The 20,337-nt window shown below is 61.9% G+C and carries 20 protein-coding genes; 13 read left to right on the top strand and 7 right to left on the bottom strand.

What is annotated here, in order from left to right:
* Positions 1 to 158 precede the first annotated feature (158 nt).
* Both AS9A_RS15860 and AS9A_RS15865 read right to left on the bottom strand, forming a co-directional pair.
* Entirely contained in the window at positions 159 to 1,775 is a 1,617-nt protein-coding gene (locus AS9A_RS15860; RefSeq protein WP_013808093.1) for a hypothetical protein, read from the bottom strand.
* The gene (locus tag AS9A_RS15865; RefSeq protein ID WP_013808094.1) at positions 1,772 to 2,827 is read right to left on the bottom strand and encodes a CobW family GTP-binding protein; all 1,056 of its coding nucleotides are present in this window, start codon (positions 2,825 to 2,827) and stop codon (positions 1,772 to 1,774) included. The genes AS9A_RS15860 and AS9A_RS15865 overlap by 4 nt, the downstream gene beginning before the upstream one ends.
* A 143-nt stretch (positions 2,828 to 2,970) precedes the next feature.
* Between AS9A_RS15865 and AS9A_RS15870 the strand changes: the two genes are divergently transcribed.
* The 3 genes from AS9A_RS15870 to AS9A_RS15880 all read left to right on the top strand — a co-directional run bounded on the left by AS9A_RS15870 (position 2,971) and on the right by AS9A_RS15880 (position 5,285).
* Positions 2,971 to 3,858: a DUF4349 domain-containing protein gene (locus AS9A_RS15870; RefSeq protein ID WP_148262486.1), complete on the top strand. Its 888-nt coding sequence runs from the start codon at positions 2,971 to 2,973 to the stop codon at positions 3,856 to 3,858.
* Between the two features lie 62 nt (positions 3,859 to 3,920).
* Positions 3,921 to 4,646, top strand: a complete 726-nt coding sequence (locus AS9A_RS15875) for an AMIN-like domain-containing (lipo)protein (RefSeq protein ID WP_049793756.1) — start codon at positions 3,921 to 3,923, stop codon at positions 4,644 to 4,646.
* A gap of 12 nt (positions 4,647 to 4,658) precedes the next feature.
* Positions 4,659 to 5,285 carry a Type 1 glutamine amidotransferase-like domain-containing protein gene (locus AS9A_RS15880; RefSeq protein ID WP_041451148.1) on the top strand — a complete coding sequence of 209 codons (627 nt, stop codon included), beginning with the start codon at positions 4,659 to 4,661 and terminating at the stop codon, positions 5,283 to 5,285.
* Positions 5,286 to 5,312: 27 nt separating this feature from the next.
* Here the strand turns inward: AS9A_RS15880 and AS9A_RS15885 are convergent, their stop codons facing one another.
* Both AS9A_RS15885 and AS9A_RS15890 read right to left on the bottom strand, forming a co-directional pair.
* Entirely contained in the window at positions 5,313 to 7,019 is a 1,707-nt protein-coding gene (locus AS9A_RS15885) for a cell wall-binding repeat-containing protein (protein WP_148262487.1), read from the bottom strand.
* Between the two features lie 22 nt (positions 7,020 to 7,041).
* Positions 7,042 to 7,494: a hypothetical protein gene (locus AS9A_RS15890; protein ID WP_049793757.1), complete on the bottom strand. Its 453-nt coding sequence runs from the start codon at positions 7,492 to 7,494 to the stop codon at positions 7,042 to 7,044.
* Positions 7,495 to 7,660: 166 nt separating this feature from the next.
* Between AS9A_RS15890 and AS9A_RS22825 the strand changes: the two genes are divergently transcribed.
* Entirely contained in the window at positions 7,661 to 8,428 is a 768-nt protein-coding gene (locus tag AS9A_RS22825) for a hypothetical protein (RefSeq protein WP_013808101.1), read from the top strand.
* Here the strand turns inward: AS9A_RS22825 and AS9A_RS15900 are convergent.
* Entirely contained in the window at positions 8,421 to 8,936 is a 516-nt protein-coding gene (locus AS9A_RS15900; protein ID WP_013808102.1) for a DUF6328 family protein, read from the bottom strand. The two genes, AS9A_RS22825 and AS9A_RS15900, sit on opposite strands and share 8 nt — an antisense overlap.
* Positions 8,937 to 9,062: 126 nt before the next feature.
* Here AS9A_RS15900 and AS9A_RS15905 point away from each other — a divergent pair, with 126 nt between their 5' ends.
* Positions 9,063 to 10,202 (top strand): glycosyltransferase, encoded by a 1,140-nt coding sequence (locus AS9A_RS15905; protein ID WP_049793758.1) that lies wholly within the window; start codon positions 9,063 to 9,065, stop codon positions 10,200 to 10,202.
* On the opposite strand, the gene AS9A_RS15910 is transcribed toward AS9A_RS15905, so the two are convergent.
* A complete protein-coding gene (locus AS9A_RS15910) occupies positions 10,182 to 11,945 on the bottom strand; it encodes a DEAD/DEAH box helicase (protein WP_013808105.1) in 1,764 nt (587 codons plus the stop codon). The genes AS9A_RS15905 and AS9A_RS15910 overlap by 21 nt on opposite strands.
* Before the next feature lie 188 nt (positions 11,946 to 12,133).
* Here AS9A_RS15910 and AS9A_RS22830 point away from each other — a divergent pair, with 188 nt between their 5' ends.
* The 4 genes from AS9A_RS22830 (at position 12,134) to AS9A_RS15930 (ending at position 15,423) form a co-directional block, all read left to right on the top strand.
* A complete protein-coding gene (locus tag AS9A_RS22830) occupies positions 12,134 to 12,943 on the top strand; it encodes a PLP-dependent aminotransferase family protein (protein ID WP_013808106.1) in 810 nt (269 codons plus the stop codon).
* Positions 12,944 to 13,045: 102 nt separating this feature from the next.
* Positions 13,046 to 13,678, top strand: coding sequence for a phosphoribosyltransferase (locus AS9A_RS15920; RefSeq protein WP_013808107.1), 633 nt, complete (start codon positions 13,046 to 13,048; stop codon positions 13,676 to 13,678).
* A 68-nt stretch (positions 13,679 to 13,746) separates the two neighbouring features.
* A complete protein-coding gene (locus AS9A_RS22835) occupies positions 13,747 to 14,631 on the top strand; it encodes a patatin-like phospholipase family protein (protein WP_013808108.1) in 885 nt (294 codons plus the stop codon).
* A gap of 9 nt (positions 14,632 to 14,640) precedes the next feature.
* The gene (locus tag AS9A_RS15930) at positions 14,641 to 15,423 is read left to right on the top strand and encodes a hypothetical protein (protein ID WP_013808109.1); all 783 of its coding nucleotides are present in this window, start codon (positions 14,641 to 14,643) and stop codon (positions 15,421 to 15,423) included.
* Here the strand turns inward: AS9A_RS15930 and AS9A_RS15935 are convergent.
* Entirely contained in the window at positions 15,406 to 16,206 is an 801-nt protein-coding gene (locus tag AS9A_RS15935) for an enoyl-CoA hydratase/isomerase family protein (protein WP_049793923.1), read from the bottom strand. The two genes, AS9A_RS15930 and AS9A_RS15935, sit on opposite strands and share 18 nt — an antisense overlap.
* Positions 16,207 to 16,396: 190 nt before the next feature.
* Here AS9A_RS15935 and AS9A_RS15940 point away from each other — a divergent pair, with 190 nt between their 5' ends.
* The 4 genes from AS9A_RS15940 to AS9A_RS15955 are packed head-to-tail and all read left to right on the top strand — an operon-like array spanning position 16,397 to position 20,321.
* Positions 16,397 to 17,542: an acyl-CoA dehydrogenase family protein gene (locus AS9A_RS15940; protein ID WP_041452066.1), complete on the top strand. Its 1,146-nt coding sequence runs from the start codon at positions 16,397 to 16,399 to the stop codon at positions 17,540 to 17,542.
* A gap of 12 nt (positions 17,543 to 17,554) precedes the next feature.
* Positions 17,555 to 18,262 (top strand): GNAT family N-acetyltransferase, encoded by a 708-nt coding sequence (locus AS9A_RS15945; RefSeq protein ID WP_013808113.1) that lies wholly within the window; start codon positions 17,555 to 17,557, stop codon positions 18,260 to 18,262.
* A 15-nt stretch (positions 18,263 to 18,277) separates the two neighbouring features.
* A complete protein-coding gene (locus tag AS9A_RS15950) occupies positions 18,278 to 19,273 on the top strand; it encodes a nucleoside hydrolase (RefSeq protein WP_083826571.1) in 996 nt (331 codons plus the stop codon).
* A gap of 31 nt (positions 19,274 to 19,304) precedes the next feature.
* Positions 19,305 to 20,321, top strand: a complete 1,017-nt coding sequence (locus tag AS9A_RS15955) for a glutathione S-transferase family protein (protein ID WP_013808115.1) — start codon at positions 19,305 to 19,307, stop codon at positions 20,319 to 20,321.
* Positions 20,322 to 20,337 lie beyond the last annotated feature (16 nt).

Raw genomic sequence — 20,337 nt, forward strand, 5'->3', positions numbered from 1 at the left:
CTGTCAGTCAGACGGATGACTCCTTAGCTGCCCACTTTGGGATCGTTGCGACACGTGTGACTACTGGAAACAATTGGGTCACAGGACACCTACACAAACATCACGGATTTCTGAGGAATCTATGATTGTGAAACGCCCGTACTGATTCTGCGCGGCGTTCACGGAACAGATATTGCGACAGAGTCGTGCACGAGCACTCCAGCCTCGCCCTGAGCCAGTTGCAGCGCAGCGAGAAGCTCGCGTGGAGTCGGCGAGGAACGAGCCAGTTCGTCAAATACCGCCGCAGCCGGCGCGGGAACAGCGCAGAGCGAGAATACGGCACTGGCGCCGCGCAGCAGCGGCACAGACCATGCGAGGACGCTTCCGCCTTGAACGACTTTCCCGCGTAGTTCAGCGGCCACGTAGCACCGCGTCACGTCACCATCCAGGCTGGTAAGCGCCAGCAGGTTGTCGCTAGTGCCCACCGCATCGACGACGAAGATGCGACGACGCACTCCCGCCCATCGCTCGAGCAATGCGCGTTCATTGCTGGGCAGGAGACCGCCCCGCGTTCGCAAGAAATGATGCAACATTCCGCCCTCGACCACGACACATGAGACGACCAAAGGGTCAGCAATAAGGCCTGACAACTCGCTGTCATCGGGTAGGGGAACTTGATCCGAGTCCTGCCGCAGCGCCTGTGCGACCTCGATCAGCGCCATCCGGGCGCTCGGGTCGGATCTGGTGAATCGGAGAAGCTTGCTGTATAGCCCCTTCGCTGTGTCGATCTCCGATATAGGCGGCGCGAGCTCCAATTCACGCATCAGAGCCCCGAGTACGGAGTGCGGCAAGCAGTCCTTCCGCTTGCGTCGTGGCAGTCCAGTGAGTATTCGTTGGGCCTCGTCGAACTCCCCACGATCAACCGCGACTTCGGCGGCGAACTCAACGCCAGGACCCCACTCAGGCAACTCACGAATGCATCGTTGCGCGAACGCGATGACGTCAGCCGTCATTCCCTCGGCCGCTGCTATCGCGCCGCAGACCCAGGCAAGGACGCCTGCGGCCTGACCGTGCGGCGCCTGAGCGACGCTGACAGTCAGCAGATCGAGAATCCGCGACCGTTGCGCCTCGTCATGCAGCCAGGGGGCGATCATGCCGTACGCAGCGCCTGCACTCTCGACCTTGGCGGCACATCGAATGACATCGCTGTGCAGGTCGGCAGTGCCAAGGCCGCCGAGGGCACCACGTACCCGATTGTGCATAGTGGCGACGGCAGCTGCTTCGTCCACATCCATACCGTGCGCCGCCACAAGGAACTCGATCCGCTCGTCGTTGCGGTACTTCTCGAAGTCGAACTGGTCCAGGCCCACACGGTCGCCGTCCCACGAAACGCGATAGCGTGCTAAAAGTTCACTGAGGGGCAGCGACGGCGCGCGGCAGAACTCCGGATCATCGCGGCAGAGGTAGGCCACCAGTGAGTGGAGCCCGGCCGGAGCTCCTTCCCGATCCCTCACGAAGCGGCGTACCCGGGTACGCAGGTCAGCGCGAGGACGAGTTAATTCGTCGCGGTCTACGCGAAGAATTTCAGCGCCAGCGTGGCTGGTGACAACACCGACGATGTCTCCCGGGGCAAAGCTCGCTAGTGTTCCCCGCCGGAGGTACAGATGGGTAACGCATTCGCCGCCGCCAAACTCCATAAACGGTGCGATGTCCGGGATTGTCACGACCACGTCGTTCCGGATCTCAGCGGCCGACAGGACGTGTGTGGGTACCCGGCCACCGAAATCTGCCCTCACTGGAACATTACTTCGTCGTGAAATATGTCGTCGCTCTGCACGTACCGCAAAACAGAGAGCGCCGCGTACTCGTCAGGGCAGTCGTCATCAGTGACAACGCACGCGTCAAGGCCTGCAGCAAGTGTGGCCTCATCGATGTCCAGCCCGATGAATACAAGGCGGGTACACGGGCGCTCCGCAGTCCCCCACGTCCCCCGTTCGACTCGGAGCGATCTGCCGACAAGCTGCAAGACAAGCCGCGACCCGTCACCGTAATCACCGAGGTCGAGCACCCCCTTCGCCCGGTATAGGCCGGGCGGGCGTTCTTCGAGAAAGGACACGAATCTGCGCGGGTGTAGAGGGCGTTCTGACGACCACGCGACAGACTGATACGACGGATGATGGTGGTGGTGGTCATGATCATCGTGCTCGAGCAGCTGATCAAAAGAGAGTTGCTCAGCGTGGCGCGAGCGCCGCGGACGCGACACGGGGTCGAACAGAAGCTCGGGATCGACGCGACAGAACGCCGTGGCGACAACGGGCGCCTTCGGATTCGGCAGCGCCACCTGCTTACGCAGCTCAGCAAGCTGATCGACGGCGATGCGATCAGATTTGTTCAGCAGCACCAGGTCCGCTACACGAACGTGCTGAGCGAGCTCCGGGTGCTGCGCGTGCACGGACGCTTCGGCATCGACGACAAGGACGAGCCCCGCGAAATGAAAGCGAGGATCATCTGCGGAAAGCACCAGCCTTGCCAGTGCGCCCGGTTCTGCAACGCCACTCGCTTCCACCGCAATTACGTCCACGCTCGGCTTGGCACTCGCGAGCTTCCCGAGCATGTCCGTGATGTCTTCGGTGTCGACTTCACAACAAATGCAGCCATTGCTGAGTGAAACCATAGCGTCGACCTGGCCGGCGACCAGCAGCGCGTCAATATTGATCGCACCGAAATCATTGACCATGACACCGATGCGTGTGTCGCGATTGTGCCTGAGCAAGTAGTTCAGCAGGGTCGTCTTTCCTGACCCTAGAAATCCCGCTATCACCAGCACCGGGATGGACTTGCGCGACAACGCCCACCTCCTCTGCTCATCCAGCGCCTTGGCCTCACCCGCGCCACGTATGGCCCGGCTTCGTGATCGGCCCAATCCTAGTCGGGCACACCGACAGAAAGAGTGTGCCCACAGTCGTCAGCGTCGGCGCGTACCTTCAAGATATGGCTCACACGAAGGCTGGTCAGCCGCGGCGCCTCACATCCCGTGTCACGCGCACCGCAGCTCTCATTCTCGCTGCGTTCCTGTTCATGGTTGCAGGTTGTAGCGACGGCGATGATTCTTACAGCGCCCCCGCCCGGGATCTCCCGGGCATGTCCGAGGATTTTCGCGGCGATGGCGCTTTTCCTGAGTCGAGTCCGGCAGCCCCCGATGACGTGGATGCAATGCGGCGTCAGATTATCCAGACCGCGCACATGATGATCCGCGTAGACGATGCTGCCGCGAGTGCGGCCGAAGCTACACGAATCGCAGAGTCTGTCGAGGGGCGAGTTGACGATCGGACTGAGCGCCCCGAAACAGCGCACTCCACGGGGTCAGCACGGCTCACCATCCGAGTGCCTGCGAGCGAACTCGACAGCGTCATAGATGAATTCCGCGAATTGGGCACTGTTGAGGAAGTCACCGTCTCCGCGCGCGACGTCACAACCGAAGTAATCGATATCGACGCGCGAATCGACTCTCTGACGCGTTCAATAGAGCGGCTCCAGGAGATAATTTCCGACGCGACGTCAGCTGAGGATCTCATCGCCGGCGAGAACGCACTCTCTCAGCGGCAGGCCGAGTTGGAGAGCCTCCAGGCGCGCCGCACCTATCTAGCCGACCAGGTCTCGCTTTCGACGATCACCCTCTCGCTCGAGCAGCGTCCCGCAGCCGAACAGAATCCTGCCGCTGGGTTCTGGGGCGGAGTCCAACAGGGGTGGGAAGCGTTACTTTCGGCAGTCCGCGCAGCGATAATCGGTGCCGGACTTTCACTTCCATGGCTCGGGTTCTTCCTCCTCGGAGGGGGCATCATCTATCTTGCGGTGAGGTTAGTTGCGCGCCGCCGCTAGATCCTCGCCAAACTGTTATCGCAACGCGACCCACTCAGCGGCGAGTTTCATACGATCGAGCCATGAAGCATCGGGCCTTGAATCAGCGCTTTGCGCGTCGGACAGTCACCCTGGCTGCTATTGCAGCGGTTATCGTCGCGGGTGGCTGCTCGTCACCAGACACTGATACGCCTGCGGCACCCGACACGACGGTAACGCCAACCCATTCGCCACAAGATGCGGCGACCGGGACGGATCTCACGCCGGAACCATCGCCAACTCACGCTGACGCCCCAGAAGAGCAGCCTCCCGCGCCGGCCGCACCGCCCGCTCAGGCGGCGCCAGCGCCCCCTGCGGTAACCAATTTCGACGGGCACGCAGGGCCACAGTCGCAAGCCCAGGGCGACGGGACGTTCCTCAGTGTCACAGGGGTACGCACCGGTCAGCACGATGGGTATACCCGAATAGTGATCGACATGGATGGGCAGGGGAACCAGCCTGGCTACGACGCACGCTACGTCGACGCAGCATACGAAGCGGGTTCGGGCAATCTCCTTCCGGTAGCAGGAGCCACCATTCTGCAGGTGAACATCAGTGGATGGGGCTACCCGTTCGACACCGGCGTTGATCCATATGCTGGGCCTCGCACCATGGGTGGGCCCGCCTCAGGTTCTGTCGCTCAAGTCCAGCTCGGCAGCTTCTACGAGGGAGTAGCACAGATCTTCGTCGGAGTTCGCGACAACGACAAGCCGTATCGGGTCAGCACATTGCAGAACCCGACGCGTGTAGTCATCGATGTGGCGGACTAGTCAGTCTGGCGGATGCGCCTCTTTCTTGCCTCGTACCGGCTGGGTACAGACTCGGGTGCACTGACTCGTCTCTGCGCCCCGCCCTGCAGAGTGGGTGTCATCGCGAATGCCGCAGACGGCTGGCCGTCTGCGGCACGTGACTGGGCCGTCACGAGCGAATTCACAATGCTGCGACCGCTCGGGTACGAGCCCGAAGAGATCGACCTGCGTGCTTTCATTGGCGCACCGAACGAGACGGTGGAACACCTTCGAACGTATCCGCTGATATGGGTTCGCGGTGGCAACACCTTTGTCCTTCGGGCCCGCATGGCACAAAGCGGCGCGGACGCCGCATTGCAGGAACTCGTTGGCACGGGCGCGGTCGCGTACGGCGGGTACAGCGCCGGAGCCTGCATCCTGTCACCGTCTCTCCGCGGCCTAGAACTGTTCGACGACCCCGCGGAGGTGCCCCTTGTGTGCGCGGCCACCCCGATTTGGGAGGGTCTGGGCATCGTGACTTTCCAGATCGTTCCGCATTATCAGTCGGAAGGCCACGAACACCCTGAACGTGTTGACGAACTCGTCCATAGCTACACGCGCGAGGGCGTCGATTTTCGCACCCTGCGCGACAGCGAGGTCCTCACAATCGTGACTGGCTGAGGAGCCAACAACCGGAATGGTCGCAGGTCACTGGTACGAGACAAACCACGGCGCTGGCTCAACGTACATGGTTTCGGCTGGTGTGAACGTGGGCGAGTCCTCGTCGTAGAAGTTCTTCCAGCCAAGCCAAATGTCGTCGGACAGGTCCTGTTTCAGGACGTTCCACGTGTCCATCTTCTGAGCCGGTACCCCGTGCCCATCGGCATGGATCAGGAGGGAGACTTCCTCCCGGCTCGTATCGAGCTGGTCCCGGTTGGTGATCATCCTTGTCTGGAACTGGTGCAGGACCAGAAGCTTCTGAGGGAGGTTGTGCTCCGCGGTCAGATCGGCTAGCCACTCGATGACCTCGTTGACCTCGCTCGCATCAACCTGCCCGACCTGTCGGAGATGAACCTGGTCTGGGCGAAGGCGCCACTCCGGGTCTAGCGCGAGACCAACGTGCGGTTCCGCGAGGAGCTCCTCGAATAGTTTGGCCTGCGTCAAGAAATCTGTGCGGCCGGGCTGCAGATCGAGAACAATGTACGTGCCCTCATCACGCGCGGCATCGACCCACGGGCGGATATCCTCGACCCGCGAGACGTTCGAGTACTGGTTGTCCGCCCCCGGAGACACCGACGCGACCGTCACGATGACCTCGAGAGCCGGTATCACCGCTTCACCTGAATAATCCTCATAGAGCCCTGCCAGCTCACGTGCGCGGGCGATCGCATCCTCCGGCCCCTGCTCACCGAGGACGCCCATTGCCGGCACACCTGGGTGCCCGTACAGGGCAATCATTCGCCTGCCGGGGTAAATCAGCTGGCCCCCGCCGGGAAGCTCCGCCACATTAAGTGCGCTGTCGATTCGCTCCCGTATCTGCGCAGAAGTTCCGAAATGGCTTCCCAGTGCGAGAATGGTCGCGTCCGCGTTTTCTCTCACCGCATCGACGGACTCCCGGTTGACCCGCGGATCTGGCACGGGCAGTACCACGACCTGCGCTCCCGCTGCTTTGGCCACAGCAGTCGCCGCGACGTGGTCTGCCCGCTCACCAGGCTCGGGAACACCGTTCGGTGAGGTGAAAACGACCACCTGCGTGTCCTGACTGCCGCGCCCGAAGCTGGGCAGGGTGGCATCGGTGGCCGCCACGGAGCCGTCACCGGTGTTCTCGCTCGGCTCCACCACGGCCGACGGAATGGTCAGCAGTACGTGCTCGCTCGAGTCGAGTGCAGCAAGCGCAGCCCCCGCTTCGGAGATGTCCGAGAGTTCCTCTGGCCTGAAGGTGAGTCCGGTGAGTTCGCTGAGCTGCTCTGGGCTCCCATCGATGGCAAGAATGTCTGCACCATCAATCGCCGGAACACTACCAACTGCCACGGCAGTGTCCGCATTGAGGCGACCGAGCTCCTGCGCGATCGACGCTTCATCGGCGGGGCCGACAACGAGAAGCGGCACGGATGTCGCCACCGCGAGCGACGCACCTCGCACTATCGCATCGTGGTCGTCCTCAGGCGCGAGGACGACGAACGGAGCCCTGCCGAAGAACTGCTGCGAGGCAGAAAGCGCGATACCGCCGTCACCATCGCCCACTACCTCCGGGACCGGCTGACCCGTTTCGGAGTCAGTTTCCTTCGGGACGTGCTCGTTCACTTGCGCTGGGGCATTATCCCCGGCCCGGCCTGGAATGGCGCACCCTGGGGACAGAGAGACGCCCACGACACATACTGCGGCAACTACTAGCCCCTTTACCCGACCACGCACAAGAACTCCCCCTACTTCGGCATCAGCACGCTGCCAAGGTACCCCGGATTCCTCGCCGAACCGTGGTCGAACACGCGGCTAGCTGTGCCGCTTTTGCCTGGTAATGACTGAGAACGTCACCACGCGCCCATCGGACCTTCACCGGCCCCCTCCGGTTGGCAACCAAGTCGTCCAGCTCAGCCAGGAGGCAGTCATCGAGGCCGGCGATCTTCGCAGCCAAACGGCCGGATTCACGCCCCACGTTCCATTGCTCAGCCAGAGCTGCCGAACCCGACTCGACCATTAAGGGTTCGGTACCTGGGTGACGCTTGATCGAATCAAGTACCGCACGTAACTGCGCATTATCTGCACTTCCGTACGAGTCCCCCGTTCCACTGGCGCCCGTATGGTCCACCCAGGACCACACAAACCGTGGACCTTCAGGACCTGCGTCCTCTGCCGCGGAACTCGCTACTGCGGTGCTCACGATGATCATGGCCGCACACTACGGACGGGGTATGACAAGTTTCGTTTGCAGAACCACGGGCACTCTTGGAAAACCTGAGAACCAGTTAGGAGGCTCGCGGCTCACCACCTAGTCCCGGAAAGTTCTCGTACTCTGGATTAAAGGCTGCTAGGAGCTCAACGGACGGAGGCCTGGCGTGGATTTGTCAGCGCATGTGCTCGATCGTGTCGCTGCTGGGTGTCGCCGCTACCTGGGCTCGCCTGAGGTGTGGCCAGCAGCAGAGTGGTACCGCCGGAGTCTCGGTCTCTGCGTGATCGACGCGATCCAGGCGACAGCGGGTCACTATCCCACCGCACTGTCAGTCGCAAGTCGTTACTGCGCATACAGGTCCGCTCAAGGGGTCCTCGAACACGACGATGGGATCCGTGCGTTGCTGCGAACATTCGAGGAATCCGGCTCGGCTCATGCCTGGGCCGGTAAAGTCGCTACTTACAAGCGCCGGGACTCCAGCCCAGCACAACGAGTAAAGGCCCGATCGATCGGTAAAGCAGCCGACGCGTTCTACGGTCTGCGTGTGGACTCGACCGCTGACCTCGCTGCTCTTCAGAGACATCCCGAAACGCGAGCCCTTCTAGTGCGGGCCTGGCGCTCAGTTGTGAGCCATGGCTTCGCTGCGAACTGGGACTATTTGCTGACAATCGCGGGCGTCATTCCCGTTGAGTCCACGTGGTCTATGGAAAGCTGCTTACCATTCATGCGCACGGTGCTCGACCTCCCCAGCGTGACTGGCGATGCCGAGGAATTGGGCTCCGTTGTGCATGCGGTCGCCCAGCGACTAGACGTCGCCAATGTTGACCTGGTCGTGTCGATCCGCAGATGGAACGCCTCTCACCGCGTCTTGCTCGAGCCGACGCTCGCAAATACCGCTTTCACCGAACTGGAAGATCCGATCGCGGTCAATTAGCGTCCCTCTTACGCGCAACCGCCCTGATACGCAGTGGCAATACGAACCACATTGATATGAACATCGCGACAATCCCGAGCGCCACGATTGCTGTGGGGACGGGTCCAAATGTCACCTTGACGATGAGGGCTATGACCACGGCGATCGCCCCAAAAAGCGCTGTGGTGCCGATTAGAGCAGCACGATTTCCTGCCGTCACCACTTCCCTGCGTAGACCCTCTCCGAACAGCATTCGGTGCCAGACCACCGGTCCAACAAGGCATGCCGTTGAGAGGGCAGTGAGGAGAACCGCGATGAGGTGCAGACTCTTTTCGAAGGTCGAAGCCTCACGGAAGCGCTCAGTAAATGCGACTGCCAGAAGAAAGCCGAACAGAATCTGAACCGACGCTTGAGCCACGCGCAGTTCGCTGAGTAGATCGGTCATATTGCGACTGAGCCGCGTGTAATGCGGCTCAGCGTCCGCCGCCGACCGACGTTTCGCCGACGGTGCGCGATCTTCGCTTTTCATAGGGATTCAATATTAGTCCGGGATCTGGCGTGCAGCCGCGATACCGAAGTTGCTGTTCATCGCGTATTCACGCATCGACCATCCCGGTACAACCCGGCGTAGGTGTCGCGCGCCGATCATCCACTGATGCGGATCGTGCAGTTGGCTAACTTCTACGGACCCCGCTCCGGCGGCCTGCGCACTGCGCTGAACAACTGGGGGGCTGCCTACGCAGCGGTCGGCCATGAGGTCACCGTTGTCGTGCCAGGCCCCCGAGATCGAGAAGAGGTGCTCCCCTCTGGCGTACGCCGGATAGTCCTCGCTTCCCTGCTGCTGCCGCGTACAGGCGGGTACCGAGTGGCAGATCCCCGGCGGGTCGCCGACGTGCTGCGTGGAGTCGGCCCAGACGCGATAGAGGTCTCTGACAGGTTGACCCTGCGTGGTTTCGGCCGCTGGGCACGCCAGCGGGGGATTCCGAGCGTCGTCGTTTCGCATGAGCGTTTGGACAGGCTGCTCGGCCAGATCATGCCAGTGCCGGCAGCACAGCGACTCGCAAACATCGCCAACGCACACATGGCACGGGACTACGACACCGTGGTGTGTACGACAGAGTTCGCTGCGGCAGAATTTCGGTCGATCGATGCCACCAACGTTCGCCGGGTGCCACTGGGCGTTGACATGCACCGCTACCATCCGGCCCAGCGAAGCGAGGAAATGCATCTCAGCCTGATGCCGAACGGGGGCGTCCTCCTCGTTCACAGCGGCAGACTTTCGGTGGAAAAGCACGTTGAGCGCAGCATTGATGCCACCCGGGCGCTGCGCGACGCCGGGTATTGCGTTCATTTGGTCATCGCTGGCGACGGGCCCCGGCGCGATCGACTCGAACGGAGAGCCCGCGGACTTCCAGTGACATTCGCTGGATTCATCGACGATCAGCAGCAGCTGGCCAGACTGCTCGCGACAGCAGATGTCTCCCTTGCGCCGGGACCACACGAGACCTTTTGTCTTTCAGCGCTCGAGTCACTGGCATCAGGGACGCCGGTCGTGGCCTCTCACTCGTCCGCGTTGCACGAGATCATCAGGCCGGGTTGCGGAGCGGTAGCCGCCGACACGGATGGCGCGTTCGCCGACGCTGTTATGCATATCGTGCAGCAACCGCGCGATGCTGTCCGCGCTGCGGCTCGCGAGCGTGCCGAACAGTTCGGCTGGGGAGCGTCCGCAGCCGGAATGCTCGACGCTCTCACCCGAACTGCTGGCTTGCCCCTGCTAGCTTCGGTCCCGAAATGACTTTCGCGGCCGTTCATCAGATTTCGCGGGACGATTCCTGTCAGCGCTGCGGTCGTTCCCGCGGGGAGCACCGTCGTCCTTGCGCAGGCCGATACGCACCCCGCCGATCCGGGTCGCACGCAACGCGTCGAAGACCTCGCCAGGCAACTCTGCGGGAAGCTCCACGAGGCTGTAGTCCGACCGGATATCGATGTATCCGAAGTCGTCGCGATTCAGTCCGCCTTCATTCGCGAGAGCACCAACGATCGCACCCGGAGCGACCTTGTTCTTCTTCCCGACGTTGATTCGGTACGTCGCCATTCGGCGATCGCCAGCTACCCTGCGGCGACCACCGGCCGGCTTATCTGAGAACTTGCTACCGGATTTTTCGCGGCCTTCCCGCCCAGGACGCTCGCTGCGCGGACGCTCCGGGGGGTCTGGCTTCAGGAAGAAGGTATCGCCGTCTGTTGACTGCACTGCGAGCGCGGCGGCGATATCCGCCATGCAAACGTCATGCTCACGCTCGTATCCTTCGATCAGGCGACGGAAGAGCGCGAGGTCCGGATTCGATAGGTTTTCCGTAATCGCGTCCTCGAATCGCGACACGCGCTGCGCGTTCACGTCCTCGACGGTGGGAACCTGAATCTCTTCCAATGGCTGGCCGGTTGAGCGCTCGATGGAACGCAACAATCGCCGCTCACGGGGTGTGACGAACAGCAACGCTTCTCCGCTGCGGCCGGCACGTCCGGTTCGACCGATGCGGTGAACGTAGGAGTCGTTGTCGGTAGGAATATCAAAGTTGACAACGTGGGAGATGCGTTCGACATCAAGTCCGCGCGCCACCACATCTGTGGCCACCAGAATGTCGATCTTCCCCGCGCGGAGTTCCCCGACAATTCGTTCTCGCACAGGCTGCGGAATGTCACCGTTCAAGGACGTCGACGCGAACCCGCGTGCTCGCAGTTTCTCCGCAAGCTCGTCAGTAGCCTGCTTTGTCCGCACGAAGATGAGCATCGCATCGAACGGCTCGACCTCGAGGAACCTGGTGAGGGCGTCGAGTTTACGTGCGTGCGAAACCAGAACCCAGCGCTGATTGATCGTGTCTGAGGTCTTCGTTGTGGACTTGATCGTGACTTCTGCGGGATCACGCAAGTACGTGCGGGAGATCTCGCGGATCGCGCGCGGCATCGTGGCCGAGAACAGCGCGGACTGACGCCCCTCGGGGGCCATCGCGAGGATGCGCTCGACATCCTCCTGGAAACCCATCTTCAACATTTCGTCGGCTTCATCCAAGACCAAGAATCTCAGCTGCGAGATGTCGAGGGTGCCGCGTGTCAGATGGTCGATGACCCGGCCAGGAGTGCCAACAATGATGTGGGCGCCGCGGCGCAGGCCGGACAACTGGACACCGTAGCTCTGACCACCATAGATAGGGAGCACACGGATGCCGGGCAGGTGCACCGAGTACCGGCCGAACGCTTCCGCGACCTGAATGGCGAGCTCACGAGTAGGCGTGAGGACCAGTGCCTGAGGCCGTGCGTGCTCTTCGTCAATTCTCGTCAGGATCGGGGTTGCGAACGCCGCAGTCTTTCCGGTTCCCGTTTGGGCAAGACCAACGACGTCACGACCCGCGACGAGGTGCGGGATGGTCGCCAACTGAATGGGCGACGGGGTTTCATAGCCGACGTCTCCCAGTGCCCGTAGCACTCGATCGTCGATTCCAAGACCGGCGAACGAAGCCTGGTCGGGTTCACTGTTACTCATTAGCTACTCAGTCTACTGCCTCGTGAGCAGCATTATTACCGCGTGTCCCCCATTGAGAAAAACCACCGGCGCGTCGGTTCCGTGATTCTTTCGTGATAGGTGCAACACTCAGGCTAGAGCGTGCGATACATCACCCAGGAAGGTCTTTGGCTAACCAGCCGGACCAGCGCGGAGCACCGGGAGGGATCGTGAGTGCTTTAGCAACGTCGTCGGCGCGACGTACCGAAAGCAGGCAGCCGCACAACGCCTCAGAAACGTCGCTGAACGGCGCCCTCGCTCCAAGTGCTCCAAACTACGTTGCAGGCGTCGCGGCAATCTGCCAGAACGCCCTCGGTCCCCGTTCTGGCTGGCTTGCCCGCAGCGCGCTCGCTCAAAGCCTCGCTCTGTGCACGATCGAAGCCGCCCAGGCAACATGCTCAGACTTCATCGCCGTGAGCAATGTGATCGATCGCTACCAGGCCTATCGCGCCACCCGCGGGTATCTCGGCAATAAGGACGGACTGCGGGATCTGCTCGAGACTTTCGATGACGTAGGTGGGCCAGCGATCTGGGCGGGCAAAGTCGGGAATTTCAGGCGGCGTTACACGGGTGACGGCCCAGCCGTCTGCGCGGCCGGGATCTTTCACGTTGCTGACGCCTTCTACCGCGCTGGCGTGAACTCTGCACTCGACCTCACAAAAGCGCTGGCGGACAGAAGCCGCCGAGCCGTGATAGAGCAAGGGTGGAGAAATGGCCTAGGCGATCCAGGCGACCGCTCGTGGCGACATCTGCTGGCCCTGACTGGCCCAATCGATCCGGCTCTCGAGGCCAGCGCTGTAATGGCATTGCTTGAGCTCACAGCAAGCCCATCCGCAGCGACATCTGCGTTCGATAGCGTGACGAATACCGCCGAGGCGTTAGGGGTACCGGTCGGTACGCTTCGATTTACGATTCTAAGATGGTATTTGTCAGACACGGCAACCATTCCCGAACAGCCGCTGCGCACCACTGCGGTGTAGTCACCTTGCCTTCCCCTGCGGGAACTCGAAACCTCGCTCCCAACCCTTGTGCGCCAGAAGCAGCAGGCCTGAGATAATGGCTGCGAAGGACCGGTGAGTGCCATGACGTACACGAACCGACAGCAAGCAGGCGCGGTTCTCGCCAGCGAACTGCGCCAGTTTATTGACGACTCACCCGTCGTCCTGGGGCTGCCGCGCGGTGGTGTGCCCGTTGCGGCCGCGATCGCAGACGCGTTGCACGCCGATCTGGACATCATCGTGGTGCGCAAACTAGGCGTGCCACATCATCGCGAGCTTGCGATGGGCGCGATCGGCGAAGGCGGGGTGGAGATACTCAACGATGACGTGATCTCTTCCGCCCGCGTAAATCCGCGCGACATCTCAATCACGGAGAACCGCGAACTCAAAGAACTCTCCAGGCGGGCCGAGGAGTTCCGGGAAGGATCTCCCCCAATTCCGCTGCAAGGAAGAATCGCGATCATCGTGGATGATGGCATCGCGACGGGCGCGACAGCCGCCGCGGCGTGTGACGTCGCCCGGGCCCACAATGCGCGAAAGGTTGTGCTCGCTGCTCCAGTGGCCGCCAGCCAGGCCATAGAGCGTCTGCACGATCATTGTGACGCTGTCGTGTGCCCCCTCATAACCCCCGACCTTGGCGCGGTGGGATTGTGGTTTCAGGACTTCCACCAGGTGCCGGATGCAGAGGTGATAGAGATTCTCCGTGCTCACCGCTAACCGGGCCTGATCCACCCCGCGCTTCGGGTAGCGTAAGTAACACCGTGAATACACTGACAGCAGGCACAATGAGTGATCAATTCGACGCCTGGCCAGGGCCGTTCGGCGCAGCCGGCCGGGCACAACGGCGACATGCACCGGTGCCCGCAGTACGGGATAGCAGCGACCTCGTCGTCGGGCTTGCCCTCGGCGGTGGCGCGGCTCTGGGCGCGGCTCATGTGGGAGTCTTGTCGGCGCTTGAGGACGCTGGCGTCAAGATCGGTGTTGTGGTGGGAACCAGCGCAGGCGCCCTTATCGGTGCCGGCTATGCCTCTGGAATGTCGGTCCGGCTGCTCGACAAGATCATCAGAAGCGCCGAGTGGCGCGACTTCGGACGTTTGACAGTTCCGCGCAAACTTGGCGTGCTCGATCCGGCTGCGCTGGCTGGCACTATAGAACGGTTCGTTGGGGAGCGCGAAATCGAAGCTCTACCACGCCGTTTCGCAGCGGTCGCGACAGACCTTCGCACGCTCGCACCCACCTTGCTCGATTCTGGCCCGGTGCCCACCGCACTGCTGGCGACGATCGCGGTTCCGGGACTGTTCCCCCCTGTCCGCATCGGTGACGCGTTGCTGATCGATGGTGCGTTCAGCTCGAACGTTCCCACTTGGGGTGCCCGACTCCTCGGCGCCGACCGCGTCATCACAGTCCGGCTGACTCCAGAGCGCACGATGCGCCCAATGGCGCTGTTACGGCAGGCCATGGGCGGGTTCGATGATGAGACGCCTGACATCTTGATCACCCCGGATACAACCAAACATTCCCGCTGGTCTGCGAGCGGCGTCCCCGCGCTCATTCAGGCTGGTCGAGACGCTACCGAAGCCGTCATGGACGACATCAACGAGTTGATCCTTCGGCGGTCAGCCGATGAGGAAGCCAGCCACAACCCGGATTTAAGCAGCAAGGTGCGGTAGAAAGAAACCGTGCAGCTCCGCAGAGGCCGTGACGGCGAAGAGTTTCCGTCTGAAAAGACCGAGCTCGCGGTCCCCGACGATAATCCGGGGTTCGCGGGACGCATCGTGATGCGAATGCTCGACCGGGGCGTACACATCCCCGGACCGGTTATCGCTAGCTTCGTGCAGAACCTACGAACGAAGCACCCTGACGAAACCCCCGCTCAGATCGTCGGCCGCATCGACAGCTTCTTTCTCAACACAGTCACCGCGAGCGGGGCTGCCGTTGGCGCGACCGCAGCAGTTCCTGGAGTCGGTACCGTCGCAGCACTTGCCGCGGCGGGCGGCGAGACCGCCGTCTTCGTTGCGACTAGCGCTTTCTACACGCTTGCGCTGGCTGAGGTCTACGGACTGCCACTCGATGACATTGAGCGGCGCCGGGCGCTCGTGATGAGCATCGCACTTGGAGGCTCTGGCTCTCTCCTCGCTGAAAAGACGGCCCTCAGAAGAGGAAAGAGCCTGGCTGATTCGGTCGCGAACTATCTGCCCGCGCCCTCTTTGGGAAAGCTGAACGCGGCGCTCGCCAGACGGATGCTGATCCGCATGGCCCAAACTCGGGGCTTCATGACACTTGGCCGCATCGTTCCGTTCGGAGTCGGCGCGGCTATCGGGGCCGCGAGCAACCGCACGCTGGGCAAGGCCATGGTCATCAATGCCCATCGCGCTTTCGGGCTGCCCCCACGACGCTGGCTAACGGTGATCCACGACACGTCCGGGAGCGAAGGCCCGCTGGAGCTACCGCCCGGAGAATGATGCCTTACCTGGTCCCTGGGTCAGAAAACTCTGAACCGCAGCCCGGAGGTCCTCAGTCTCAAACAGCTCACCCGAGATATCTGGTGTTAGCGCGTCGGCATGCTGAACACCGCCAGAGCGCCACGCCGCCACGATCCGTTTGGTCGCGCGGTGAGCGCGCGTTGGACCGTCAGCGAGTTTTTCAGCGAGTGTGCGCGCCGCAGTGGCCACGTCGTCTTCGACCTTGTTGACAACTCCCCAGGCCAGCAACGTATCCGCGGGGTACAAGTCGGCCGTCATGACGAGTTCACGCGCCCGGCCCGATCCGGCACGCTCCGCGAGTCGCTGGGGACCGCCCATCGACGGCGTGAGTCCTACCACCGTCTCAACTAGACCGAACTTCGCGCCGGGCGACGCGACGATGAGGTCGCAAGCAAGAGCGATCTCGAAGGCGGCCGTCAAGGTAAGACCGTGAGCTGCGAAAACAACCGGGCAGGGAAGCTCCTCGATGGGATGAATGATTCTGCCAAACAGTTCTTCCCAAAGCTCCGATCCGGCAGTCGCGTCAAGTCCCTCAAACACTTGCACGTCAACCCCGCCCGAGACGACCTTTCCGGCAGCCTCGATGAGTACAGCGCGAGGTGGATCCGCCCGCAAGGACTCAAGGTGCTCGATCATCTGCGCGAACACCGGCCGGCTGAACAAGTTCAGCGGCGGATTGTCGATGGTGACTACGGCGAATCGCGCACCGCTAGCAGTGAACTCTGAGGTCAAATGAACAACGACGCTCTCTTTGCCGTCTATGCCGCGACTGTCATCTCCCACAGAAGCAGACTGCCACGCACGGGGCATTCTGGCGAGCCGACAGGCGACAGGACCGCCGTGTTTACGGCAAGATTGTCTGAGTCGTGCCAGTGTGGCCCCGCGAAGATCACGATCACGGTAGCGTCCTACTCGGTAGCAAATAGGCAGCAGCCCTGTGCACGGAGGAATGATGAACCGCACCCTCTTCGGCCCCGACCACCAGGCCTTTCGTGAATCTGCCCGGGAGTTCGTGCACAGGTACGTAGCGCCGCGCAGTGAAGAACTCATCGAGGACAAGGCTCTTCCGCGCGATATCTGGCTTGCTGCGGGGGAATCTGGCCTCCTAGGTCTCGAGATACCTGAGGCCTACGGAGGCAGTGAAGCTGGAGACTTTCGGTTCAATGCGGTCTTTGCAGAGGAACTCGCTCGCCACAGCGCCGCGCTGGCATCGTGTTTCGGCATTCACACCGATATCTGCGCGCCTTATCTCGTCGAATTGACTACGGACGAGCAGAAGCAGCGGTGGCTGCCAGGCTTCTGTTCGGGTGAAATTGTCACTGCGATCGGTATGACTGAGCCGTCGGGAGGTTCTGACCTCGCCGCGCTCAAGACCACAGCAGTTCGGGACGGATCAGACTGGATCCTCAACGGCTCGAAGACGTTCATCACCAACGGGTACAGTGCCGACCTAGTGATCGTTGCGGCGCGTACAGATCCTGCGAAGAAAGCTCGCGGAATCACGCTTTTCGGCGTGGAATCGGGAATGGCTGGCTTCGAACGGGGGCGGAAACTCGACAAGGTTGGCCAGCCCGAGTCGGACACTGCCGAACTGTTCTTTGACGCTGTTCGGGTGCCACAGGCGAACATCATCGGCGAGACCGATAATGGCTTCATCCACATGATGCAGATGCTCCCCCAGGAACGCCTCAGCGCGAGTGTAGCGAGCACCGCGCACGCCGTCGCGATCTACGAGGAGACGCTCGAATACACCAAGGAACGAAAGGCGTTCGGACAGCCGATTGGCAAGTTCCAGCACAACAAATTCCTGCTTGCGGAGATTCTCACGAAGCTCGAAGTGACGCAAGCGTACATCGATCAATGTGTAGACGCCCACACGCGACGCGAACTCACTCCTGTTGACGCTGCGAAAGCAAAGTGGTGGTCGGCCGCGATACAAAATGAAGTCCTCGATCATTGTGTACAGCTCTACGGCGGATACGGCTTCATGCGGGAGTATCGCGTTGCGCGCGCGTGGATGGACGCACGGGTGACGCGGATCTGGGCGGGAACCGACGAGATAATGAAGGAACTCATCGGCCGCGACCTAGGGCTATAAGGACAACTCGTGATGGACGCCGCTACAGAACACGCCGCCTCGATCCTCAAGGTCGCCTGGGCTCGCTCGCTTGGAATAGGTGACCGCGACATCGCGGCAGAACGAACGCACGTCTTGATACCTGAAATCACGCGGGAAATGACTTTTCTCAATCTCTTCGGAGCGAGCGTGTTTCTTGGCCCGGAGTGGGCGGTGGAGAGGGCCGCAAAGTTGTCGAACGAGGCACTGGGCAGCGAGCGCGGGCTACTCGAAGTCGCGAAAGACCGAGCTGCTCACCGGGCGCGTGCGGAGACAATTCTCTTCACACCCGATTACCTGCCCCCACCGTCGATGCACCCAAGTCAAGCTCCGCTTATCTCACGTGAGCGTGAAATGGCTGAGCGGCTCGAACGCCTATGCCCGCCTGACGATGTCGCCGCCGCCGATCTCGATGAACAGACCCACTGGTTCACACTCCTGGAAGAAACTATGGACCCCGTTGCCTGTGCGGCCTACCGGGAATGGCAGGGATTTGTGGCCAACATGACTGCGCTCACCGTTGCGGATGCCCGTAGGCAGGGCTACGCGAAGACGGTCGCTCTCATCGCCACAAACGTCGCACTAGACGAGGGCCTCGTGCCGCAATGGAGGGCACATCGCACCAACACCAGCGCCTGGCACCTAGCGGAAGCGTTGGGTTTCCATCGGATCGGCGTGCTTGCGACTGTGTCGTTCGGCTGACGCCACACCCCGCCTGTGGAACGCCGCGCTGTGCTCGTCGACACTGACGCCGGGGTAGACGACGCGGTAGCACTGGCGTTGTTGCTTTCTGATCCGCAGATTGAGATTGTCGGCATAAGTACAACGCAGGGAAACTGCTCAGCGGAGCAGGCCGCAATGAATGTCGGGCGGGTCCTTGAATGCGCGGGGGTCCGCGACATTCCCATCGCGGTCGGACGGCAGGGGCCGCATGACCTTCCCCCCTCCCCGCACGGTCGAGATGGGTTTGGCGACCTGCGATCCAGAATGCCGTCAGCCTCCAGCGCTTCCCTTGTTTCTCACGGTGGCGACGGTGACGCTGGTGCGTTCATCGCTCGAATTGGCGCAAGCCGGCCAGGCGAAGTCTCACTACTCGCGCTCGGACCGCTGAGTAACCTGGCGGGCGCTCTGGAACTCGACCGCAATGCACTGCGCAACTTCCGCAGCGTCGTCGTTTCCGGTGGGATGGGACTTGACGACGAGGTTGCCGCCGTCAGAGTCCGTTACCCGCAATTCGTCGACAAAGGAGACACCAACACGTTCATCGCCCCCCAGGCCGCAGCTCGGGTGGCTGCCGCGCCCGGCGTCTTCGTTTGGGCAGGAATGAACGTCACCGGGCTGTTTCGGTTTTCTGCCTCGGAGTTCTTCTCCCGCGGATCCGCGGATGGGACCCCGGAGCCGGTACCTGAGCTACTCCGCGCGATCCACGGAAAGTACGTCCGGTACTGCAGCGAGTACTACGGCAGCAGGGAACCGATATTCACCGCTCATGATGGCGTCGCGGCAGCGATCCTCGCGGAGCCTTCAGTTATACGGAGAAGTGCTGTCGGCGTCCCGTATGTCACTTCGCAGCCAAGACCCGCGCTCTGGGGACGACGGGCGGTGCCCCCGGAGTCCGGCCACCAATTCGTCACCGCGTTGAACGAACCTGGAATCCATAGCCGAATTCGCGCGGTGTTCGGGGGCAGCACGAACCGCGCGAGTACAGTGTAAGTGGTTTAGTCGTCAACAATTGAGGGATGGGATGAGCGAGAACGACCGCCTCGGAAGTTACGTCGAGACCGGCAAGGAATTCACCCGTGACATGCGCTATATCGCCACGCGCATTACCGAGGACGGTCGTGACGGCTTCCCCGTGGAGCCTGACCGCTACCGCCTCGTGGCTGCTCGTGCGTGCCCGTGGGCAAACCGCGCGGTTATCGTGCGGCGCCTTCTTGGGCTAGAAGACGCCATCTCGCTGGGCCTTTGCGGGCCCGTACATGATGCGCGGAGCTGGACGTTCGACCTCGATCCTGGTGGCGTCGACCCTGTCCTCGGCATCCCGCGTCTGCAGGACGCTTACTTCGCCAGGTTTCCTGAGTACGACCGCGGGATCACGGTTCCCGCGGTTGTGGACGTACCAACGGGCCAAGTCGTCACGAATGATTTCCCTCAGATGACGATTGACTTCTCGAGTGAATGGCGGGCACATCACCGCCCTGGTGCCCCTGACCTCTACCCCGAGTCTCACCGTGACGAGATCGATGAGGTGATGGAACTTGTCTTCCGGGACGTCAATAACGGTGTGTACCGGTGTGGCTTCGCCGGAAGTCAAGAGTCGTACGACAAGGCATACGCCCGGTTGTTCGACCGTCTGGACTGGCTCGAGTCCCGACTGGCTGGCCAGCGCTTTCTGGTCGGCGAGACCATCACAGAGGCAGACGTACGGCTGTTCACCACCCTCATTCGCTTCGACGCGGTGTATCACGGTCACTTCAAATGCAACGAAAAGAAGCTCACCGAGTATCCGGCGCTCTGGGCGTATACCCGAGACCTTTACCAGACGCCCGGTTTCGGTGACACCATCGACTTCGGCCAAATCAAGGACCACTACTACATCGTTCACACAGACATCAATCCCACGAAAATCGTGCCTCAGGGCCCGGCACTGCACTCATTGTCCACCGCCCACCACCGAGAGGAACTCGGTGGCAGACCCTTCGGCGATGGCACCGCTCCACCTCCGGTCCGCCCGGATGAGACACCGCCTGCAGTCACCTGACGATTGCGTTTTTGTC

It is taken from the genome of Hoyosella subflava DQS3-9A1, assembly GCF_000214175.1.
Lineage (GTDB): Bacteria > Actinomycetota > Actinomycetes > Mycobacteriales > Mycobacteriaceae > Hoyosella > Hoyosella subflava.